The sequence below is a fragment of the Micromonospora sp. NPDC048040 genome (assembly GCF_055587185.1).
Genome location: NZ_JBVJGT010000012.1, coordinates 107557 through 127931, shown reverse-complemented (window position 1 = coordinate 127931; position 20375 = coordinate 107557). Strand labels below are relative to the sequence as shown.

Sequence of the window (20375 nt, the reverse complement as noted above, 5' to 3'; positions counted from 1 at the left end):
CCGGTCAGCGCGGGCGGACCGGCTCGGGTGCGGCCGGGATCGGCACGTCGGCCTGCCCGGCACCGGACAGTGCGGCGAGGAAGTCACGCATGCGGCGGCCCTGCGCGGACGGCCCCCGGGTCTCGCTGACGAAGGCAGCGCCCCCACGCCCGATCCGGTCGCGCTCCCCGGGTGACAGCCGCAGCGCCCGGTCGACCGCGTCCCGCAGCCCTTCGACCGAGTCCGTGTCGGCGAGGACCAGCCACGGCCGGTAGTCCTCGGGTATGCCGGGCAGCCGGGTCGTCACCACCGGAACGCCGGTGGACAGGTACTCGATGAGCTTCGACGGGAAGGACCAGCGGACGAAGTCCTGCCCGACGGGACGCGGGTTCACCAGCACGGCCGCTCGGGCCAACCGCGGCAGCAGCGCCTCCCGGGGCAGCAGCGCGGGCGGTTCGACGCGCGGATCCACAGCGGCCTGGTCGCGCAGCCACTCCTCGAGTTCACCCCGGCCGTACACCCGCAGCCGCAGGTCGGCGTCAGGCAGCCCACAGAACGCCTTCACCAGCAGGTCGACGCCGTACGCCCGGCTGAGCCCACCGGCGTAGACCACCTCCCGGATCCCGGTCTCCGGCGGCGCCTCCCCCGCCACCCCAGCGGTAGGGCCGGCCGGGGTGAAGATGCCCTCCATGACCAGCCGGGGCAGAGCCGGGGCGAAGTCCTCGCCGAGCGCGTCGGTCAGCGTGACCACGCCGGAGCAGCGGGCCAGCGCGGTGCGGACCAGGGCCCGGTCCAGCCGACGCAACCACCGGACCAGCCGTCCGTCGGTGGGCAGGTCGACGCTCGGCGGGTCGGTCAGCACCGGCACCACCCGGACGCCGAGGCGGCGCCCGCGCAGCGCCCCGAACCACAGGAACGGCGAGTGCACCCCGTGCACCAGCAGCACGTCCGCGCCCCCGTCGCGCAGCATGCGGGTACCCGTCCGCCAAGCGGCCACGAACCGGGTGAGGTGCTTCAGACCCAGCACGTTGACGAAGCCGAGCAACCGCCCCTCCACGTCGTCCTGGCGGAACGCGACGGGCCGGAACCGCAGCCGGGGGTTACCGGGCCAGTTGGACACCGGGGCCGCGGAGAGCAGCCGCACGGGGCAACCCGCGGCGCGCAGAGCACGCACTACTGCCCAGGCGAAGGTGTGCGTCTGCACCGGCATGATCGTGTCCCGGGCCATGATCTCGGCGAAGAGGTCGTCCGGCACGGTGAAGCCGAGCACGACGACCCGGACCGGGCAGCGGTCCGGCGCGGTCACCGCCGCAGCATCCGTTCGTAGACGCCGTCGAGCGCTTGGAGCATCACGTCGAGGCTGTAGCCCTCGCCGACCACCTTGCGGCCAAGCTGGCCCAGATGGTGCCGCTCCGCCGGATCGTCGAGCAGCCCGGCCAACGCCGCCGCCAGCGCGTCCGGGTCCCCCGCCGGCACCAGTCGGCCGCCGCCGGACCGCAGCACCTCCACGTTGCCGCCCACCGCCGACGCGACCACCGGCAGTCCGTGCGCCATCGCCTCCAGCAACGCGTTGGAAAGGTTCTCGTGCAGCGTCGGGAAGACGAACACGTCGGCGGCGGCGAGCAGTTCAGGAATGTCCAACCGGTTCCCCAGCATCCGCACCTCGGTCCCGTCCGCGCCGGTCAGGGCCGTCGCGATCCCGGCCCGGTCCGGCCCGTCGCCGGCGACGAGCAGCACCCGCCGGGAGCCGGCCGCCGGGAGCCGGCGCAGCGCGTCGGCCAGAACGCCGTATCCCTTGTCCCAGGTCAACCTGGCGACCGCGATCATCACCACGTCGCCGGGGTGTAGGTCCAGCTCGCCGCGCACCCGGTCCCGTGCCGCCGTGGGCTCGGGTGGCAGCGGGACCCCATTGGGGATGACCCCCACGAACTTGCCGGCGTACGGGCGCAGGAAGTCCCGTCCGGCGGCATACTCGCAGACGGTGGCGACGTGGCTGGCCATCCGCAGCGTCGCCGGCTCCGCGCCGTACGTCAGCAGCCGACGCCGCCAGCTCCGACCACCCTGCCGCAGGTCACGGACCGTGCCGTGCACGGTGACCAAGATCCGGGGGCAGCCGGCCAGCCGGGCCGCGAGGACGCCGTGGAATCCCTCGTTCTGCAACCCGCGCACGTGCACCAGGTCCGGGCGTGTGCGGCGCAGCAGCCGCACCCAGTCACGCAGCAGGGCGGCGTCGACGGCCCCGTTGCCGCCGTCCTGGTGCATGCGGACGAACTCGTAACGCTGCGCGAGCGGTGAGTCGAGTACCCGCCGCACGGCCGTCAACGGACCGTTGGCGCCGGGTTTACCGGCCGAATGCTGCACCACGACCGGGCGCGACCGGCCAGGTAGCAGCGACGTCGGGTCGTGGCGGGATGGCGGGATGGACGTCTCCATGAACACTCCCTTCGGCGTGGACGGCACCGACCGGCTCTACGGTCGTTGGTGACAGTGAGAGTGCGTAGGGTAACACCGACATTTCCCCAAAATTGCGGCGACAGGGCCGAACCGGAAGGATCGCATGACAGAGCAGCAGGCACCCCACGCGTCGCTCGAGTTTGGAGCGAGCGAGGAATCAGGTCCGCCGAGACTGCTGGCCCTCGCGGCATACCGGTTCCCGCACGGGGACGCCATGTCGAACCGGCTGCTCCAGCTAGCTCGCTCCGCCACCCCAGAGGGCGCAACCACACTGATCGTCAACGATTGGCCGGCCGACGGCAGCCGCCCCGATCTCGACCCGGAGCTGCCGACCGGCGTCCACCTCATCACGCTGACCAGCCGCAGCAGGGGCCGTGTCGGTCGATGGCTGCACCAACGCACCCGGCCGTGGCGGACACTTGCCGCGCTACGCCGGTCGGGGGTACGGACGGACGAGCTGACTGGGGCGTACCTGCCGCTCGGGCTGTGGACCCTCACCACCTGGGCGGCCCTGCGACTGACACTGCGCTGCCCGTTGACCGTGGACGTGGTGGAGCGGCACGACCCCGAGCAGTTTCCGCGGGGCCGCCTGACGCCGTATTTCATCCGGCACCGGTGGACGGCCTTCCTCGCCGGTCGGACAGCGGATCGCGTCATAGCCATCTCCGAGGCGCTGGAGCAGCACTTCCTCGAACATGGCCGACGTACCATGGTCGTCCCGCCACAGGTGGATCTCGCCGACTACGAGGCACCCGCGCCCCCACCACTACACGACGGCCTACGACTGCTGTACGCCGGCTCGGCCGGCCCCAAGGACCTGCTCGGTGTGGTGCTGGCAGGCATACGCCGACTGGCTCCTGAGGACCGCGCCAGGGTGCGTCTGGTCATCGCCGGCATGAACCGAAGCCAGGCCACTGGCGTCTCCGACTTGGACGAGCATGACCTGGCCGAACTCGACAGTCAGATCACGTTCCTGGGCCGGGTTGCACGGCAGCGGGTACTCCTGGAACTGGCGCGTTCGCACTTCTCGGTCCTCGTACGGCCGACCGCCGGATACGCCCGCGCCGGCTTTCCCTCCAAGGTGCCGGAGAGCCTGGCTGCTGGCTGCCCTGTCCTGCTCAACCACACGAGCGATCTCGCTCATCACATCACCGACGGCCAGGAGGGGATCGTTCTCGCAGGTCCCACAGCAGCGGACGTCCGGGACGGCCTCACCCGAGCGCTAGCCATGGACGACGCGCAGTGGTGGCAGATGAGCCGCCGCGCCCGCCAGCGGGCACAGTCGTTCGACTACCGGTCCTGGAGATCGACGGTGAGCGACTTCGTCACCGACGAAACTGGAGCCGGGCCCTCGAACTCCGCCAGCGCAGCCAGTTCATCAGTTCGCAGCCGCTGATCGGGCGGATACAGCTTCCGCTCGTGCGCGACGATCGCCTGCACCGACCAACGGAGCCGGATGACTCTAGCTGGATTCCCGGCGACGATCGCGTACGGCGGAACCGGCCGGGTGACCACACTTCCCGCGCCGACCACCGCGCCACGGCCGATGGTCACGCCCTGCAGGATGATCGCCCTGGTACCGATCCAGACATCGTCGCCGATCGTGACGCCCCGGTCGTAGTCTTCGTCCCCTGGTTGCTTGTGAACCGCAATCATCGGCACGCCAACCCTGTCGATCCGGTGGTTGCCGCCCCGAATGGTGACCTGCGGGCCGAACATGACGTTGTCGCCGATCCGGATGCGGCTGTGGGCAGCCATCAGCACGGGCCGGTAACCGAGATCCACATTGGAGCCGAGCTCGATTGTCTCGTAGGTATAGATCCCGTCGGGGTCGAACACCACCCCATCTCCTCGAGCGGCGAAGCGGGGCGCGGCGGCCCACCCGCGCGCCGCCCGCCGCAGGCGGGACCCAGCAGTCCACGCCTTGTCGATCAGGAACGCGAGCCGATTCACCAGCGGTCGGGGTTCGCACGAGTCCACCCGCATCACGGCCGCCCGATGGTGCGTATGACGACTCTGATCGTCACGTCAGCGGAGCGGTACATCCCCACCCTTCCCGTCACTCCGGGCCGCAACCACGGCGAGTGACTTGCGGTAACCGACCAGGGCCGCCGGTAGCACCGTCAACGCGTACGCGAACGCCCCAGCGAGAGCGACACCCGCCAGGCCGAGCTGACCGGCCAGGGCGACCTTGAGCGCAAGTGACGCCACCAGGAAGCTGGCCCAGCCTACGAACTGCGGACCTAGCAGGCCGACGCTGTTTTGCACCATGAACATCGGCGACGACGAGGCCACCAGCACCGACCACCCGGCGAGCGCGGCGAACATGGTCACCGACGTCGTCGGCGTTTCCGCCGATCGCACCCAGAAGCGAAGTACATCGTCGCCGAACACCACGAGCCCTGCCGCCGGGAGCGCGACGGCAGTAACCGAGAGGAGGGTCATCACACGGGTGCTGCGACGCACCCAGGCAAGGTCTCCCCTTGCCAGCGCCTCGCCGTTGGCTGGCCAGAGCGGCAAGTTAACCAGCGTCACGAAGAGCGACAACACACTGAACATGCGCAGCACAACAGCGTAGTTCGCGGCCGCTTCCAGACTCAGGAGCCGAGCGACCAGAAACGGATCGACGTTGAGCGCCATGGACGTCAGCACGGAGAGCACGAAGAACCTCACGCCCAACCGAAGGAGGGCGCCCATGGTCGCCCCACGGACGTCGACGGAGCGGGGGCGCAACGCCCGTCCCTTCCCCCGGAACCAGCACAGCGCGTTGAGGTAGTTCACCAGCGGGACGGCGAGCACGGCGGCGCCGACCACCGGGACGGGACCGACGTCGGCGGCGACCGCCGCGAAGACCAGCCCGACCGAGACGACGCTGCCGCCGGCCTGCCAGAGGTTGCTCTGCGCGACCTGCTGGTGGGCGTACTGGATCCGCTGGATGAGCCCCAACGGGATGTTGACCAGGAACGCGCCGAAACAGAGCAGCACCACCGCGCGAGTGTCGCGGGCGACCGCCGGATCGGTGACGTTCAGCAACGCGGGCCACGGAACCACCCGCACGGTGGCCACCAGGACCGCCAGCAGGCCGGCGGCCAACGCGCCGAGCATCGCGTACGCGCTGGCGATCTCCCGCGCCGCCGCCCGCCGGTCGTTGGTGGCGTGCAGCCGGGCGAGCCGGGTGAGCAGGCCGTTGCCGAGCCCGAAGTCGGCGAAAAGCGCCATGCTGGTCAGCGAGGTGACCGCCATCCACAGGCCGTACCGCTGGGCACCGAGGTAGTCGAAGGCGACCGGGGTGATCAGCAGCGGCGCCGCCAGGCCCACCGCCTTGCCCCCGAGGGACGAGGCGATGCCCGTGGCCAGGGCCCGGTTGCGGGACCGGCCGGCCTGCCACGACGCATCCCCCGTGCGCGGGGTATCCGGTGCTGCTGCGACAGCGTCTCCCGCCGCCGAACTCGGGACGCCCTCGACCAGGGTCGCCGGACCTTGGCTGGCGGCCGGTTGCCGGTCGGTCATCAGACCGGCTGCTCCGCGCGGGTCTCGTACCACTTCACCGTCGCCCGCAGCGCCTGGGCACGCGGCACCGGCGTGACGTCGGGGAAGAGCGTCCGCAGCACCCGGTTGTCAGCGTCGGAGTGCCGCACGTCGCCAGCTCGGGCCGGGCCGTGCTCCACGTCGAGCCTGCGGCCGAGCACGTCCTCCAACTCGGCGATCAGCTCCAGTAGCGAGATTCGCGCGCCGAAGGCGAGGTTCACCACGTCCGAGGCGGAGACGCGCCGCAGAACCGCGTCGACGATCACGTCGGTGACGCTGCCGACGTAGGTGAAGTCGCGGGTCTGGGTGCCGTCGCCGTGCACCTGAAGCGGCCGGCCCTGCAGCGCCGCGGAGACGAATCGCGGCACCACGGCGGCGTACGCGTGGTTGGCGGCCTGCCGGGGCCCGTAGACGTTGAAGAAGCGGAACGGCAGCACCTCGATGCCATAGCAGGAGGCGTAGGCGAGCGTGTATGCCTCGGTCGCGAGCTTGGAGACCGCGTACGGGCTCACCGGCATCGGTCGCAGGGTCTCCTGCCGGGGCAGGACGGGGTTGACGCCGTACACGGAGGACGACGAGGCGACCACGACGTGCGGCACCCGGTGGCGCCGGACCGCCTCCAGCACGCTGAGGGTGCCGGTGGCGTTGGCGTGGTGGCTGCGCAGCGGGTCGTCGATCGAGCGGGGCACCGAGCCGAGGGCGCCGAGGTGGACGACGCTGGCGGCCCCGCTCACCGCCTCGTCGAGCAGGTCGGGGTCGAGGATGGTGCCGGTGAACAGGCGGACGGGCAGGTCGAGAAGGTTGTCCAGCGATCCGGTGGAGAGGTCGTCCACCACCACGATCTCGCCGACCCGCGGCGCGTCGGCGAGCGCGCGTACCAGGTTGGACCCGATGAAACCGGCGCCACCGGTAACGACGATCTTCAAGGATCCTCCTCGTGGTTCCGCCCGACGCGCCACCTACGCGTGGGCACGGCGTACCGGGCCCTTCCGGGCCCCCGCCCGTCTCTACAACGACCGGAACCCCCACCCGTGACGCGAAAGCCCCACAACGGCACTTGAAGGCATATACCGCGCAGGAAGTAGGCCCCGCAGCCGGTCGGACGCGGGGTGCGCCGACGGTCTCCGAGCGCCGGCGCACCTACCGGTACGCCCGTCCGGACACTGCGGGATGTGATGAGGTGTACGCATGGACCGGAGCCTGCTCGGGCTGGTGCTGCATCCCACCCGGGACGTCTCCGCGGTGGTCGACACCATCGTGAAATGGGCCGCCCGGCACCGGATGTCCCTGGCCGTACGCGCGGAGGACCGGCACCGGGTGCCGGCAGCCGTCGAGCCGCTGCCGGTGGGCGAGGTGGCCGTCCGGTCGGACGCGCTGATCGCCATCGGCGGGGACGGGACCATGCTCGGCGCGTTGCGTTCGGCCGTCCACGACCCGAAACCGGTGCTCGGCGTACACGTCGGCAAGCTCGGCTTCCTGGTCGAGGTGGAGCCGCCGGACCTGCCGACGGCGCTGGACCGGTTGGTGGCGCACGACTTCACGGTGGAGAGCCACAGCTGCCTGGCCTGCGACGTGTGCGGCGACGACCTCGTCGCGTTCAACGACGTGGCGCTGATCCGCCAACCCGGCTCCGGCTTCGTCGACGCCTCCCTCGCGGTCGACGGGCAGCAGTACGGGTACTACCGCTGCGACGCGCTGGTGGTCAGTACCCCCACCGGCTCCACCGCATACAGCTACGCCGCCGGCGGCCCGCTGGTCTCCCCGGCCACCGACGCCGTGTTGGTGACCCCGTCCGCTCCGATGGCCGGCATCTCCCGCGCGGTGGTGCTCTCCCCCGACGAGACGATCCACCTGGAGCTGCGCGAGGGCTCCGGGCCGGTGGCGGTGGAGGTGGACGGCCTGGTGATCCGCGACGCCGCGACGGAGGGCGTCGTGCAGGTGCGCTACCGGCCCGACGCGGGCCTGGTCGTCCGCCTGGATCCGCGCCGCTACCAGGAACGCAACCAGCTGAAGCTGAGCCTGCTGGACCTGCCGCTGCTCCCCGACCAGCTCCGCGAACTGCTGCCGAAGGGCCTCCGCGAGCAGCTCAACCGCCGCGAGTTGCCGCCGCCCCGCTGACCGGTCGCGTCCCGGCCAGGGCTTTGGCGGGTGCGCGGCCAGCGGCCGTGACGTGACTGGTGGAACGCTGTCGAGCTGCCCCTTTACGGGACCAAGCCGGAGCGGTCGCTGCCCCGTCTGTGAGGGCAGCTCGACAGCGGAGGACGGCCGGCATGCCCGAACGCCAAGGCGTGTGGGCAGGAGTACTCAGGCCCGCTTGAGCACCTCGGTGACCAAGTCCTTCGCCTCCTGCTGGATGCGTTCCAGGTGCTTCGGCCCCTGGAAGGACTCGGCGTAGATCTTGTAGACGTCCTCCGTACCCGACGGCCGGGCGGCGAACCAGCCGGAGTCGGTGGTGACCTTGAGCCCACCGATCGGCGCGCCGTTGCCCGGCGCGGCGGTGAGGGTCGCGGTGATCGGCTCGCCGGCCAGCTCGGTGGCGGTCACCTGCTCCGGCGAGAGCTTGCCGAGCACGGCCTTCTGCTCCCGGCTCGCCGGCGCGTCGATCCGGGCGTACGCGGGCGCGCCGAAGCGCTCGGCCAGCTCCGTCCAGTGCTGGCTCGGCGTACGGCCGGTGGTGGCGATGATCTCGGCGGCGAGGAGGCAGAGCAGGATGCCGTCCTTGTCGGTGGTCCAGGTGCCCCCGTCGCGACGCAGGAACGACGCGCCGGCGCTCTCCTCGCCGCCGAAGCCGACCGCGCCGTCGAGCAGCCCGGGGACGAACCACTTGAAGCCGACCGGCACCTCCAGCAGCGGGCGGCCCAGGTCGGCGGCGACCCGGTCGATCATCGAGGAGGAGACCAGGGTCTTGCCGACCGCGGCGGCCGGACCCCAGTTCGTCCGGGTGCGGAACAGGTGGGCGATCGCCACGGTGAGGTAGTGGTTGGGGTTCATCAGGCCGCCGTCGGGGGTGACGATGCCGTGCCGGTCGGCGTCGGCGTCGTTGCCGGTGGAGACCTGGTAGTCGGCGCGGGCCGCGATCAGCGAGGCCATCGCGTTCGGCGACGAGCAGTCCATCCGGATCTTGCCGTCCCCGTCCAGGGTCATGAACCGCCAGGTGGGGTCGACGGCCGGGTTGACCACGGTCAGGTCCAGCCGGTGCCGCTCGGCGATCTCGCCCCAGTAGGCGACGCTCGCCCCGCCGAGCGGGTCCGCGCCGATGCGCACCCCGGCGTCGCGGATCGCGTCGACGTCGATCGCCGCCGGCAGGTCGTCGACGTAGCCGGCGAGGAAGTCGTACGACCCGGTGGTGTCGGCGGCGCGGGCCCGCGCGTGGGGGATCCGGCGGACCTCCTTCAGCCCGTCGGCCAGGATGGCGTTGGCCCGGTCCTGGATCCACTTCGTGACGTCGGTGTCCGCCGGCCCGCCGTGGGTCGGGTTGTACTTGAAGCCGCCGTCGTCGGGCGGGTTGTGCGACGGGGTGATCACGATGCCGTCGGCCAGCCCGCTGGTGCGCCCCCGGTTGTGGGTGAGGATGGCGTGCGACACCGCCGGGGTGGGCGTGTAGCCGTCCCGGCTGTCCAGCAGCACGGTGACCTCGTTGGCGGCGAGCACCTCCAGCGCGTCCACCGCGGCCGGGGCGGAGAGGGCGTGGGTGTCGCGGCCGACGAACAGCGGGCCGTCCAGGCCCCGCTCCCGGCGGTAGTCGCAGAGCGCCTGGGTGACCGCGAGGATGTGGTCGGAGTTGAACGCGTTGCGCAGGCTCGACCCGCGGTGCCCGGACGTGCCGAAGGAGACCTGCTGCGCCGGGTCCTGCGGGTCGGGGTGCTCGGCGTAGTAGGCGGTCACCAGCCGCGGCACGTCGACCAGGTCGGCGGGCTGGGCGGGCTTGCCGGCCCGGGGATGACTGCTCACGGTTCCACCTTCTGTCCCTTGCCGATCACCACGATGCCGTTGTCGGAGACGGTGTAGCGCTGCCGGTCCTTCTCCAGGTCGACGCCGATCTCGGCTCCCTCGGGCACGACCACGTTCTTGTCGAGGATCGCCCGGCGGACCACCGCGTGGCGGCCGATGTCCACCCCCTCCATCAGCACCGCGCCGTCCACGTGGGCCCAGGAGTGCACCTTCACCTTCGGCGACACGACCGAGTTCTCCACGAGCGAGCCGGAGATCACCGCGCCGGGCGAGACCATCGAGCCGACCGCCCGGCCGACCCGCTCGCCCCACTGGTGCACGAACTTCGCCGGCGGGTACGGCGGCTGCTCCGTGTAGATCGGCCACTCGAAGTTGTAGAGGTTGAACACCGGGTGCACGTTGATCAGATCCATGTGGGCGTCGTAGAAGGAGTCGAGCGTCCCCACGTCGCGCCAGTAGCCGCGGTCCCGGTCGGTGCTGCCCGGCACCTCGTTGTCGCGGAAGTCGTAGACGTTGGCCTCGCCCCGCTCGACCAGCATCGGGATGATGCTGCCGCCCATGTCGTGCTTGCTGGTCTTGTCCTCCGCGTCGCGCTCGACCGCCTCGCAGAGCGCCTTCGTGCTGAAGACGTAGTTGCCCATCGAGGCGTAGATCTGGTCGGGGGCGTCGGGCAGGCCGACCGCGTCGGTGGGCTTCTCGCGGAACGCCCGGATCCGCCGGCCGTCCTCGCCGACCTCGATCACGCCGAACTGGTCGGCCGTCGACAGCGGCTGCCGGATGCCGGCCACGGTGACCCCGGCGCCGGAGGCGATGTGGTCCTCCACCATCTGCCGCGGGTCCATCCGGTAGATGTGGTCGGCGCCGAAGACGATCACGTGGTCCGGCTGCTCGTCGTTGATCAGGTTGAAGCTCTGGTAGATCGCGTCGGCGGAGCCGGCGAACCACCAGGGGCCGCGCCGCTGCTGCGCCGGCACGGGGGTGACGTAGTTGCCGAGCAGCGTCGACATCCGCCACGTCTTCGTGATGTGCCGGTCCAGCGAGTGCGACTTGTACTGGGTCAGCACGACGATCTTGAGATAGCCGGCGTTCGCCAGGTTGGAGAGGACGAAGTCGACCATGCGGTACATCCCGCCGAACGGGACGGCCGGCTTGGCCCGGTCCGTGGTGAGCGGCATCAGGCGCTTGCCCTCTCCGCCGGCCAGGACGATCGCGAGCACCTTGGCAGCCATGTTCAGACGCTAACCATCCGCCGCGGACTTCACCACTCGTACGGGCACACTTCTGCACTAGGGTGCGGTGGATGACGGAATCCGCGCACCTTCGCGTCGACCTGCTGACCCGGGAGTACCCGCCCGAGGTGTACGGCGGCGCCGGGGTGCACGTGGAGTACCTGGCCCGGGAGCTGCGCCGGCTCGCCGACGTGCGGGTGCACTGCTTCGGCGCGCCGCGCACCGAGCCGGGCGTCACCGCGTACGCCGAACCGGCGGGCCTGGGCGGCGCGAACGCCGCGCTGCGGACGATGGGCGTGGATCTGGAGATGGCGGCGGCGTGCGCCGGCACCGACGTGGTGCACAGCCACACCTGGTACGCCAACCTGGCCGGGCACACCGCGAAGCTGCTGCACGGCGTGCCGCACGTGGTGACCGCGCACAGCCTGGAGCCGCTGCGGCCGTGGAAGGCCGAGCAGCTCGGCGGCGGCTACGCGCTCTCGTCCTGGTGCGAGCGCACGGCCTTCGAGGCCGCCGACGCGGTCATCGCGGTCAGCGAGGGGATGCGGCGCGACGTGCTGACCGCCTACCCGGCGGTGGACCCGGACCGGGTCCGGGTGGTCTACAACGGCATCGACACCGACGAGTACTCCCCGGACCACGGCACCGACGTGGTGGACCGGCTCGGCATCGACCCGGCCCGCCCGAGCGTGGTGTACGTCGGGCGGATCACCCGGCAGAAGGGGCTGCCCTACCTGCTGCGCGCGGCGCGCGACCTGCCCGCCGACGCCCAGCTGGTGCTGCTCGCCGGGGCGCCGGACACCCCGGAGATCGCCGCCGAGGTGGAGGGCCTGGTGGCCGAGCTGCGGGCGGGCCGCTCGGGCGTCGTCTGGATCGCCGAGATGCTGCCCAAGCACGAGGTGATCCAGGTGCTCACGCACGCCACGGTCTTCGTCTGCCCGTCGGTCTACGAGCCGATGGGCATCGTGAACCTGGAGGCGATGGCCTGCGAGACGGCGGTGGTGGCCACCGCGACCGGCGGCATCCCGGAGGTGGTCGCCGACGGCGGGACCGGGCTGCTGGTGCCGATCGAGCAGGCCGCCGACGGCTCCGGCCGGCCGCTGGACCCGGGCCGCTTCGTCGCCGACCTCGCGACCAGGGTCAACGAGGTGCTGGCCGACCCGGGGCGCGCCACGGAGTTCGGGCTCGCCGGCCGGCGCCGGGCCGTCGAGCAGTTCTCCTGGGACGCCGTGGCGCGGCGGACGCTGGAGGTGTACCGGTCGGTGGGCGCCGCCGGCTGAGCCGCGCGGGAATCGATCTCGCGCAGTAGGTTGGCGGGGTGACTGGACGGTTTCCGATCGAAGACGTCTCCCCCGTCGTCTCCTGCGGTCGCTACCCGGCCAAGGCGGTGGTGGGCGAGCCCGTGCCGGTGTCGGCCCGCGCCTACCGAGAGGGGCACGACGCGCTCGGCTGCAACGTGGTGTGGCTGGGCCCCGACGGGCGGGCCCGGCCGTTCACCCGGATGCGCCCCGGCGAGCCCGGCCAGGACCGCTGGCACGCGGTCATCCGCCCGGACGCGGTCGGCGAGTGGGTGTTCACCGTCGAGGCGTTCCACGATCCCTACCTGACCTGGCAGAACGCGGTCACCAAGAAGCTCGCCGCCGGCCAGGGGCCGGCGGAGCTGGCCAACGACCTCGCCGAGGGCGCCCGGGTGCTGACGGCCGCCGCCGCGCTGGTGCCGGCGGGCGACGTCGACCGGGTGTCGGCGGCGGTGGCGGCGCTGCGCGACGACCGGCTGCCGTTGCCCCGGCGGGTCGCCCCGGCGCTGGAGCTGGCCGGCCTGCTCTGGGAGCACCCGGTCCGGGAGCTGGTCACCACCGGCGAGGAGCACCGGCTCTGGGTGGACCGCCCCCGCGCGCTCTTCTCCGCCTGGTACGAGTTCTTCCCCCGCTCCGAGGGGGCCGTCCCGGCCACCGTCGACGCGCCGGCCCGCTCCGGCACGTTCGCCACCGCCACCGAGCGCCTGCCCGGCGTCGCCGCGATGGGCTTCGACGTGCTCTACCTGCCGCCGATCCACCCGATCGGCCGGGTCAACCGCAAGGGCCGCAACAACTCGCTCACCGCGGGCCCGGACGACGTCGGCTCGCCGTGGGCGATCGGCGCCGCCGAGGGCGGCCACGACGCCATCCACCCCGACCTGGGTACGCCGGAGGACTTCCGGGACTTCGTCGCCGCCGCCGCCGAGCAGGGCCTGGAGGTGGCGATGGACCTGGCGTTGCAGTGCGCGCCGGACCACCCGTGGGTGACGGAGCACCCGGAGTGGTTCACCGCACGGGCCGACGGCAGCATCGCGTACGCGGAGAACCCGCCGAAGAAGTACCAGGACATCTACCCGCTGAACTTCGACAACGACCCGGAGGGCATCCGGGCGGAGATCCTGCGGGTGGTGCTGCACTGGGTGGGCGAGGGCATCCGGATCTTCCGGGTGGACAACCCGCACACGAAGCCGGTCGACTTCTGGCACTGGCTGATCGGCGAGGTGAAGAAGGTCGACCCGGACGTGCTCTTCCTCGCCGAGGCGTTCGCCCGGCCGGCGATCATGCACGGCCTGGGCAAGATCGGCTTCACCCAGTCGTACACGTACTTCACGTGGCGCACCTCGGCGGCCGAGATGCGGGCGTACTGCGAGGAGCTGGTCGCGGCGGCCGACCACATGCGACCCAACTTCTGGCCGAACACGCCGGACATCCTGCACTCCTCGTTGCAGCACGGCGGCCCGCCCATGTTCAAGATCCGGGCGGTGCTGGCCGCGCTGCTCTCCCCCTCCTGGGGCATGTACGCCGGCTACGAGCTGTTCGAGCACGTGGCCCGCCCCGGCGCCGAGGAGTACCTCGACAGCGAGAAGTACGAGCTGCGCCCGAGGGACTGGACGGGCGCGCAGGCGCAGGGCCGCTCCCTGGCGCCGTTCGTCGCCACCCTCAACCGGGTACGCCGGGAGAACCCGGCCCTGCACCAGCTCCGCAACCTCGTCTTCCACGAGATCGACAACCCGGCGCTGCTCTGCTGGTCCAAACACGACCCGGACACCGGCAACACGGTCGTCGTGGTCTGCTCGTTCGACGCGCAGGGCGTGCAGTGGGGCAACACCACGCTGGACATGCCGGCGCTCGGCTTCGACTGGCACGACCGGTTCACGGTGCACGACGAGCTGACCGGCGCCAGTTACGACTGGGGGCAGCACAACGCGGTGCGGCTCGACCCGTACCTGCAACCCGCGCACGTGCTGACCGTGCGGCGGCCCGCTCCGCCGGCCGGCCCGGCGGCAGGGGCGCTGGCGGCGCAGGGCCTGACCGTCGAGAACGTTCCCGACGACCTCTCGGGCGGCACCGCCCCCACCGTTCCCGGGCAGGAGGACGACCCCCGATGGACGAGTTGATCGCCGGCGCGACGCACGACCCGCACGCCGTCCTCGGCGCGCACCCGGCCGACGGGCGGACGGTCGTCCGCACGATGCGCCGGGGCGCCGCCGACGTCGCCGTCCTCGTCGACGGCCGGCGGCACCCGATGCGTCGGGTGCACGACGTCGGCGTGTTCGAGGCCACGGTGCCGGGCGAGGTGCTCGACTACCGGATCGAGGTCGACGGCCGGGTGCACGACGACCCGTACCGCCACCCGCCCACCGTCGGCGAACTGGACCTGCACCTGATCGGCGAGGGCCGGCACGAGCGGCTCTGGGAGGCGCTCGGCGCGCGGGTCCTCGACGAGGGCGTCGCGTTCGCCGTCTGGGCGCCGAACGCGCGTGGCGTCCGGGTCGTCGGCGACTTCACCGGCTGGGCCCCGGACGACGGCTGGCCGATGCGCTCGCTCGGCGCCAGCGGGGTGTGGGAGGTCTTCGTCCCGGGCGCCTCGGCCGGCGCCCGCTACAAGTACCGGATCCTCGGCGCCGACGGGCACTGGCGGGACAAGGCCGACCCCCTGGCGGCGTACGCCGAGGTGCCGCCGGCCACCGCGTCGGTGGTGCACCGGTCCACGTACGAGTGGGGCGACGCCGCCTGGCTGGAGCGGCGGGCCCGCCGGCAGCCGCACCAGGAGCCGATGAGCGTCTACGAGGTGCACCTGGGCTCCTGGCGGCCCGGGCTGGACTACCGGGAGCTGGCCGAGGAGCTGACCGCGTACGTCACCGGGCTGGGCTTCACGCACGTGGAGTTCCTGCCCGTGATGGAGCACCCGTTCGGCGGCTCCTGGGGCTACCAGGTCACCGGCTACTTCGCGCCGACGTCCCGGTTCGGCGACCCGGACGACTTCCGCTACCTGGTGGACCGGCTGCACGCCGCCGGCGTCGGCGTGCTCCTGGACTGGGTGCCGGCGCACTTCCCCAAGGACGAGTGGGCCCTCGCCCGCTTCGACGGCACCCCCCTCTACGAGCACCCCGACCCGCGCCGGGGCGAGCACCCCGACTGGGGCACGTACGTCTTCGACTTCGGCCGCCGCGAGGTGCGCAACTTCCTGGTCGCCAACGCGCTCTACTGGTGCGAGCAGTTCCACGTCGACGGGCTGCGGGTCGACGCGGTGGCCTCGATGCTCTACCTGGACTACTCCCGCCCCGAGGGGCAGTGGGTCCCGAACCGGTACGGCGGGCGGGAGAACCTGGAGGCGATCGCGTTCATGCAGGAGGTGAACGCGACGGTCTACAAGCACCACGCCGGGGTGGTGATGATCGCCGAGGAGTCCACCGCCTGGCCGGGGGTCACCCGCTCCACCGACGCCGGCGGGCTCGGCTTCGGTTTCAAGTGGAACATGGGCTGGATGCACGACACCCTGCTCTACACCTCGAAGGACCCGATCTACCGGCAGCATCACCACCACCAGCTCACCTTCTCCCTGGCGTACGCCTGGAGCGAGAACTACGTACTGCCGATCAGCCACGACGAGGTGGTGCACGGCAAGGGTTCCCTCGCGGGCAAGATGCCCGGCGACACCTGGCAGCGGCTGGCCACCGTCCGCGCCCTGCTGGCGTACATGTGGGCGCACCCGGGCAAGCAACTGCTCTTCATGGGCTGCGAGCTGGCCGACGACCGGGAGTGGAGCGAGGAGCGCGGGCTCGACTGGCACCTGCTGCACGACCCGGCCCGCGCCGGCGTGCAGCGCCTCGTCGGCGACCTGAACCGCGTCTACCGGGACACCCCCGCACTGTGGGCACAGGACACGGACCCGGCCGGGTTCCGGTGGATCGCCGCGGACGACGTCGCCAACAACACCGTCTCGTTCGTGCGGATCGCCCCCGACGGCGCGACCCTGGTCTGCGTGGCGAACTTCTCCGCCCGGCCGCTGCCGGACTACCGCATCGGGCTGCCCGCCGGCGGCGCCTGGGCGGAGGTGCTCAACACCGACTCCCACCACTACGGCGGGTCGGGGGTCGGCAACCTGGGCGAGGTGCACGCCGAGGACGTGCCGTGGCACGGCCTGCCGGCGTCCGCCGCGCTCCAGGTGCCGCCGCTCGGCGTGCTCTGGCTCCGCCACGACTGAGCGCCCGGCCCCGGCGCGGGTCGCCGACCGGGAATCAGACCAGGCCGGCGTCGCGCAGCAGCTTCCACAGGCCGGCGCCGTCGGGCGCGGAGAGCCACTTCTGCCCCACCGGCCCCGCCGAGGAGCTGCCGGCCGGGGCGGGCAGGCTACCGGCCAGCACCGCCTGGGTGGGCGAGAGCCGGCGGATCGCCACCCCCGCCACGTTCTGCGGGTGGGCGGCCGCGAACTCGCGGTAGATCTCCGGGTCGTGCTGCCCGTCGTCGCCGACCAGCAGCCACTTCACGTCGGGGAACTCCTTCGCCAGCCGGGCCAGGGTGACCCGCTTGTGCTCCCGGCCGCTGCGGAACCAGCGGTCCGCGGTCGGCCCCCAGTCGGTCAGCAGCAGCGGCCCGGCCGGGTAGAGGTGCCGGGACAGGAACCGGGTCAGCGTCGGCGCGACGTTCCAGGCGCCGGTCGACAGGTAGAAGACCGGCGCACCGGGGTGCGCGGTGGCCAGCCGCTCGTAGAGCACCGCCATGCCGGGCACCGCCGTCCGGGCGTGCTCGTCGAGGACGAAGGTGTTCCAGGCCGCGAGCAGCGGGCGGGGCAGCGCGGTCACCATGACCGTGTCGTCGATGTCGGAGAGGATGCCGAAGCGCACCTCCGGGTCGAGGATGCGCACGGGCGCCTCGACCGGCTCGGCGTCCGGCAGGCTGATCCGCACCGCGCCCCACCCCGGCGGCAGGTCCGCATCGACCACGGTGTCGACGAAGCCGCTGCGGTCGGCATGCGCCTCGTGGCGCACCCCGCCGGCCTCGACGGTCACCGTCACGTGCTTGGCCGGCAGGGTGGTGAAACTGCGCCAGCCACGGACCTTCTCCAGCCGGCCCCGCTGGCGGGTGTCCGGCCGCCCCAGCAGCACCCGGCACATCACCCGTACCCAACCGGGCGTGCCGTAGCCGGCGTACGCGATGATGTTGGTCCGCCAGCCGGTACGCCGCAGCCGACGCTCGACCAGCGCGTGCACGGCGTCCTCGATCCGCGCGGCCCGGTGCAGGTTCGGTACGGCCAACTGGCCGGCGGGAGTGGGTGGCACGTCAGCAACCCTGCCACAACCCGACGACCTCGGCCACGCGAGGCGATCTTCGCCGGCCGCCGGCTGCGCCGAACCGCCCCGCCCGGCCCCGGCGGCGTGTAACACTCCGGTCGGGACGACGACGGGGGCGTTGGTCGTGTCGCAACCAGTACACAGGCGTGGGCGGTGGCGTCCGCAGCTCGACCGGCCGGCGCTCGTCGCGCTGCTGTTCGGGCTCGCCGGGGTCGGCTACCGGCTGGTGCTGACCCTGCACACGGTGCCCGTCTCCAACAGCGACGAGGCCACCTTCGGGCTGGCCGCGATGCACATCGCGCAGGGCCGCGAGCTGCCCGTCTTCCTCTACGGCCAGCGCTACATGGGCGTGCTGGAGTCCTACCTGGCGGCGCCGCTGATCGCGGTCGCCGGGCCGAGCTGGCCGCTGCTGCGCCTGCCGCTGCTGTTGCTCTACGCCGTCTTCCTCTGGCTGATCCACCGGCTGACCCGACGGATCTGCTCGCCCTGGTTCGCCGCCTTCGTCGTCGGGCTGCTCGCCCTCGGCGGGGAGCGGGTGGTCCGGGACCAGTTGACCGTGGTCGGCGGCCGGCCGGAGGTCAAGGTCGCCGTGCTGCTGATGCTGCTGGTCGTGGTGGGACTCGCCCGGGCCACCGTGCGGCACCGCCGGCTGGCCGTCGGGCTCTTCGGCCTGCTCGCCGGGGTGGCCGCCTGGTCGGACTGGCTGATCCTGCCCTACCTGGGGGTGGCCGCGCTGGCGCTGCTCTGGGTGGCCCGCCGGGAGCTGCTCGGCTGGGCCGGGGTGCTGCTGCTGGCGGGGTTCGCCGTCGGGATCGCGCCGATGATCCGGGACAACCTGGTCGCTCCGCCCGGCGAGGACTCGCTGTCGGTGTTGCGCGAGGTCAGCACCCGGGCCGGGCCGACGCCGCCGTGGAGCCGGCGGCTCGACGGCGGGCTGCTGGAGGGGGTGCCGCTCGCCACCGGACTCTGCCCGGTGGACGGCTGCTCCCGCTGGCAGGGGTGGTTCGGCCTGCTCTACCCGCTGCTGCTGGTGGTCGCCGCCGCGCTCGCCGTGGTCGCGTACCGCCGGGCCGCGGGCACCCCGCCCGGCCGCCGGGTCGGCCCGGTGGTGCACCTCGCGCTGGTCGTGGGCGCGGCGCTGACCCTGCTGTCGTACGTGCGCAGCCCGCTGGCCGCCACCAGCCCGCTGGACAACGCCCGGTACCTGTCGGTCCTCCAGCTCTCCCTGCCGGCGGTGCTGTGGCCGCTCTGGCTGGCCTCGGTCGCCTGTTGGCGGGGCACGGTCGGGGCGCTCGGCCGGTTGGGCGGGGCGCTCGCCACCGCCGTGCTCGCCGCGCTGACCGCGACCATGCTGGTGGTCACCGTGCAGTTCGCCGCCACCGGCACCGAGGCGTCCCGGGTCGAGGAGCGGCAGGCCCGCGAGCTGGCCGACCGGCTCCGCGCGGGCGGCCCCCACGAGGTGTACGGGGACTACTGGACCTGCAACCGGCTGATCTTCAACACCGACGAGTCGGTGGTGTGCGCGGTGCTCGACGGCGAACTCACCCCGGGGCAGAACCGCTATTCCGCGTACTGGCGGCAGGTGGGGCGGGCCGACCGGCCCGGGTACGTGCTCGCGGTCGACTCGGCGGCGGAGCGGCGGCTGCGCCGGCTGCTCGGCGACCGGGCCGACGCGGCGCTGCTCGCCGAGGTGGGCGGCTATCGCGTGTACCACCCGGAGACTCCGGTGCGGCCGTGGCGGTAGGGACGGGCCGTACGCTGGCCGGGCCGGCGCGCGGGCGCCGCGCCGAGGCGAGGAGTCACCCATGCTCATCCTGCTGCCGCCCTCCGAGGGGAAGGCTGATGCCGGCACCGGCCGGCGGCTGGACCTCGCCCGCCTCTCCCTGCCGGAGCTGACCGGCGCCCGGGAGGAGGTGCTGGCCGCGCTGGTGGCGCTCAGTGACGGCGGCGACGAGGAGGCGGCCCGGGCGGCGTTGGGGCTCAGCGAGGGCCAGCGCGGCGAGCTGCGGCGCAACGCCCGGCTGCGGGTGGCGGCCACCGCCCCCGCCGACCGGCTCTACACCGGCGTGCTCTACGAGGCGCTCGACCTCGCCTCGCTCCCGCCGGCCGCGCAGCGGGCGGCCCGCCGGTCGGTGCTGATCAGCTCGGGCCTCTGGGGCGCGGTGCGACTCACCGACCGCATCCCGCCCTACCGCTGCCCGATCGGGGCGCGGCTGCCGGGGGTGGGCGCGCTGTCGGCGTACTGGCGGCGGGCCCTCGCGCCGGCGATGGACGCCGCAGCCGGCGCCGGGCCGGTGCTCGACCTGCGCTCCGGCGCGTACGCGGCCACCTGGGCGCCCCGCGGCGAGGTGGCCGCCCGCACCGTGACGGTCCGGGTGCTGCACGAGCGGGAGGTCGACGGCGTGCCCGTCCGGTCGGTGGTGAGCCACTTCAACAAGGCGACCAAGGGTCGGCTGGTGCGGGACCTGCTGACCGCGGGCGCCCGGCCGCGCTCGGCCGACGGGCTGGTGGCGGCGCTGCGCGACCTGAAGTACACAGTGCTGGAGCAGCCCGGGCCGTCCCACCGGCCACGCCAGGTCGACCTGGTCGTCACCGAGCTGTAGGGCTGCCGCAAGATTTCCTCAAGGCTGGGGCGGATCGGT

At 72.7% G+C, this 20375-nt stretch carries 15 protein-coding genes; 7 read left to right on the top strand and 8 right to left on the bottom strand.

Translation table 11 applies throughout. The annotated features are described in order from the left end of the window. Nucleotides 1-4: 4 nt before the first annotated feature. A complete protein-coding gene (locus tag ACZ6O2_RS15275) occupies nucleotides 5-1285 on the bottom strand; it encodes a glycosyltransferase family 4 protein (RefSeq protein ID WP_466023254.1) in 1281 nt (426 codons plus the stop codon). Beyond that, nucleotides 1282-2412, bottom strand: coding sequence for a glycosyltransferase family 4 protein (locus ACZ6O2_RS15270; protein ID WP_466023253.1), 1131 nt, complete (start codon nucleotides 2410-2412; stop codon nucleotides 1282-1284). Before ACZ6O2_RS15270 ends, ACZ6O2_RS15275 begins: the two co-directional genes overlap by 4 nt. Nucleotides 2413-2536: 124 nt before the next feature. Between ACZ6O2_RS15270 and ACZ6O2_RS15265 the strand changes: the two genes are divergently transcribed. Next, nucleotides 2537-3829, top strand: coding sequence for a glycosyltransferase (locus ACZ6O2_RS15265; RefSeq protein ID WP_466023252.1), 1293 nt, complete (start codon nucleotides 2537-2539; stop codon nucleotides 3827-3829). On the opposite strand, the gene ACZ6O2_RS15260 is transcribed toward ACZ6O2_RS15265, so the two are convergent. The 3 genes from ACZ6O2_RS15260 to ACZ6O2_RS15250 are packed head-to-tail and all read right to left on the bottom strand — an operon-like array spanning nucleotide 3724 to nucleotide 6887. Beyond that, nucleotides 3724-4419, bottom strand: coding sequence for an acyltransferase (locus ACZ6O2_RS15260; protein ID WP_466023281.1), 696 nt, complete (start codon nucleotides 4417-4419; stop codon nucleotides 3724-3726). The genes ACZ6O2_RS15265 and ACZ6O2_RS15260 overlap by 106 nt on opposite strands. Before the next feature lie 42 nt (nucleotides 4420-4461). Next, on the bottom strand, nucleotides 4462-5943 hold the full coding sequence (locus tag ACZ6O2_RS15255; protein WP_466023251.1) for a lipopolysaccharide biosynthesis protein: 1482 nt from the start codon (nucleotides 5941-5943) through the stop codon (nucleotides 4462-4464). Further along, on the bottom strand, nucleotides 5943-6887 hold the full coding sequence (locus ACZ6O2_RS15250; protein ID WP_466023250.1) for an NAD-dependent epimerase/dehydratase family protein: 945 nt from the start codon (nucleotides 6885-6887) through the stop codon (nucleotides 5943-5945). The genes ACZ6O2_RS15255 and ACZ6O2_RS15250 overlap by 1 nt, the downstream gene beginning before the upstream one ends. Nucleotides 6888-7149: 262 nt before the next feature. Between ACZ6O2_RS15250 and ACZ6O2_RS15245 the strand changes: the two genes are divergently transcribed. Next, nucleotides 7150-8079: an NAD(+)/NADH kinase gene (locus ACZ6O2_RS15245; protein WP_466023249.1), complete on the top strand. Its 930-nt coding sequence runs from the start codon at nucleotides 7150-7152 to the stop codon at nucleotides 8077-8079. Between the two features lie 186 nt (nucleotides 8080-8265). On the opposite strand, the gene pgm is transcribed toward ACZ6O2_RS15245, so the two are convergent. Then, nucleotides 8266-9912, bottom strand: a complete 1647-nt coding sequence (gene pgm, locus ACZ6O2_RS15240; protein WP_466023248.1) for a phosphoglucomutase (alpha-D-glucose-1,6-bisphosphate-dependent) — start codon at nucleotides 9910-9912, stop codon at nucleotides 8266-8268. Then, nucleotides 9909-11141 (bottom strand): glucose-1-phosphate adenylyltransferase, encoded by a 1233-nt coding sequence (glgC, locus tag ACZ6O2_RS15235; protein WP_350706479.1) that lies wholly within the window; start codon nucleotides 11139-11141, stop codon nucleotides 9909-9911. The genes pgm and glgC overlap by 4 nt, the downstream gene beginning before the upstream one ends. 71 nt (nucleotides 11142-11212) lie before the next feature. On the opposite strand from glgC, the gene glgA reads away from it, so the two are divergent. From glgA to glgB, 3 genes are read left to right on the top strand one after another with little or no spacing between them, the layout of a single operon-like run. After that, nucleotides 11213-12421, top strand: coding sequence for a glycogen synthase (glgA, locus tag ACZ6O2_RS15230; protein ID WP_350706481.1), 1209 nt, complete (start codon nucleotides 11213-11215; stop codon nucleotides 12419-12421). A gap of 38 nt (nucleotides 12422-12459) precedes the next feature. Next, a complete protein-coding gene (locus ACZ6O2_RS15225) occupies nucleotides 12460-14556 on the top strand; it encodes an alpha-1,4-glucan--maltose-1-phosphate maltosyltransferase (protein ID WP_466023247.1) in 2097 nt (698 codons plus the stop codon). Continuing rightward, the gene (glgB, locus tag ACZ6O2_RS15220) at nucleotides 14544-16646 is read left to right on the top strand and encodes a 1,4-alpha-glucan branching protein GlgB (RefSeq protein WP_466023246.1); all 2103 of its coding nucleotides are present in this window, start codon (nucleotides 14544-14546) and stop codon (nucleotides 16644-16646) included. The genes ACZ6O2_RS15225 and glgB overlap by 13 nt, the downstream gene beginning before the upstream one ends. A 34-nt stretch (nucleotides 16647-16680) precedes the next feature. Here glgB and ACZ6O2_RS15215 read toward each other — a convergent pair whose 3' ends face one another. Beyond that, complete coding sequence (locus tag ACZ6O2_RS15215) at nucleotides 16681-17721, bottom strand: App1 family protein (RefSeq protein WP_466023245.1); 1041 nt, start codon at nucleotides 17719-17721, stop codon at nucleotides 16681-16683. 136 nt (nucleotides 17722-17857) lie between these two features. Here ACZ6O2_RS15215 and ACZ6O2_RS15210 point away from each other — a divergent pair, with 136 nt between their 5' ends. Beyond that, complete coding sequence (locus ACZ6O2_RS15210) at nucleotides 17858-19477, top strand: hypothetical protein (RefSeq protein WP_466023244.1); 1620 nt, start codon at nucleotides 17858-17860, stop codon at nucleotides 19475-19477. 61 nt (nucleotides 19478-19538) lie between these two features. Next, on the top strand, nucleotides 19539-20336 hold the full coding sequence (gene yaaA / locus ACZ6O2_RS15205) for a peroxide stress protein YaaA (protein ID WP_466023243.1): 798 nt from the start codon (nucleotides 19539-19541) through the stop codon (nucleotides 20334-20336). Nucleotides 20337-20375: the final 39 nt, after the last annotated feature.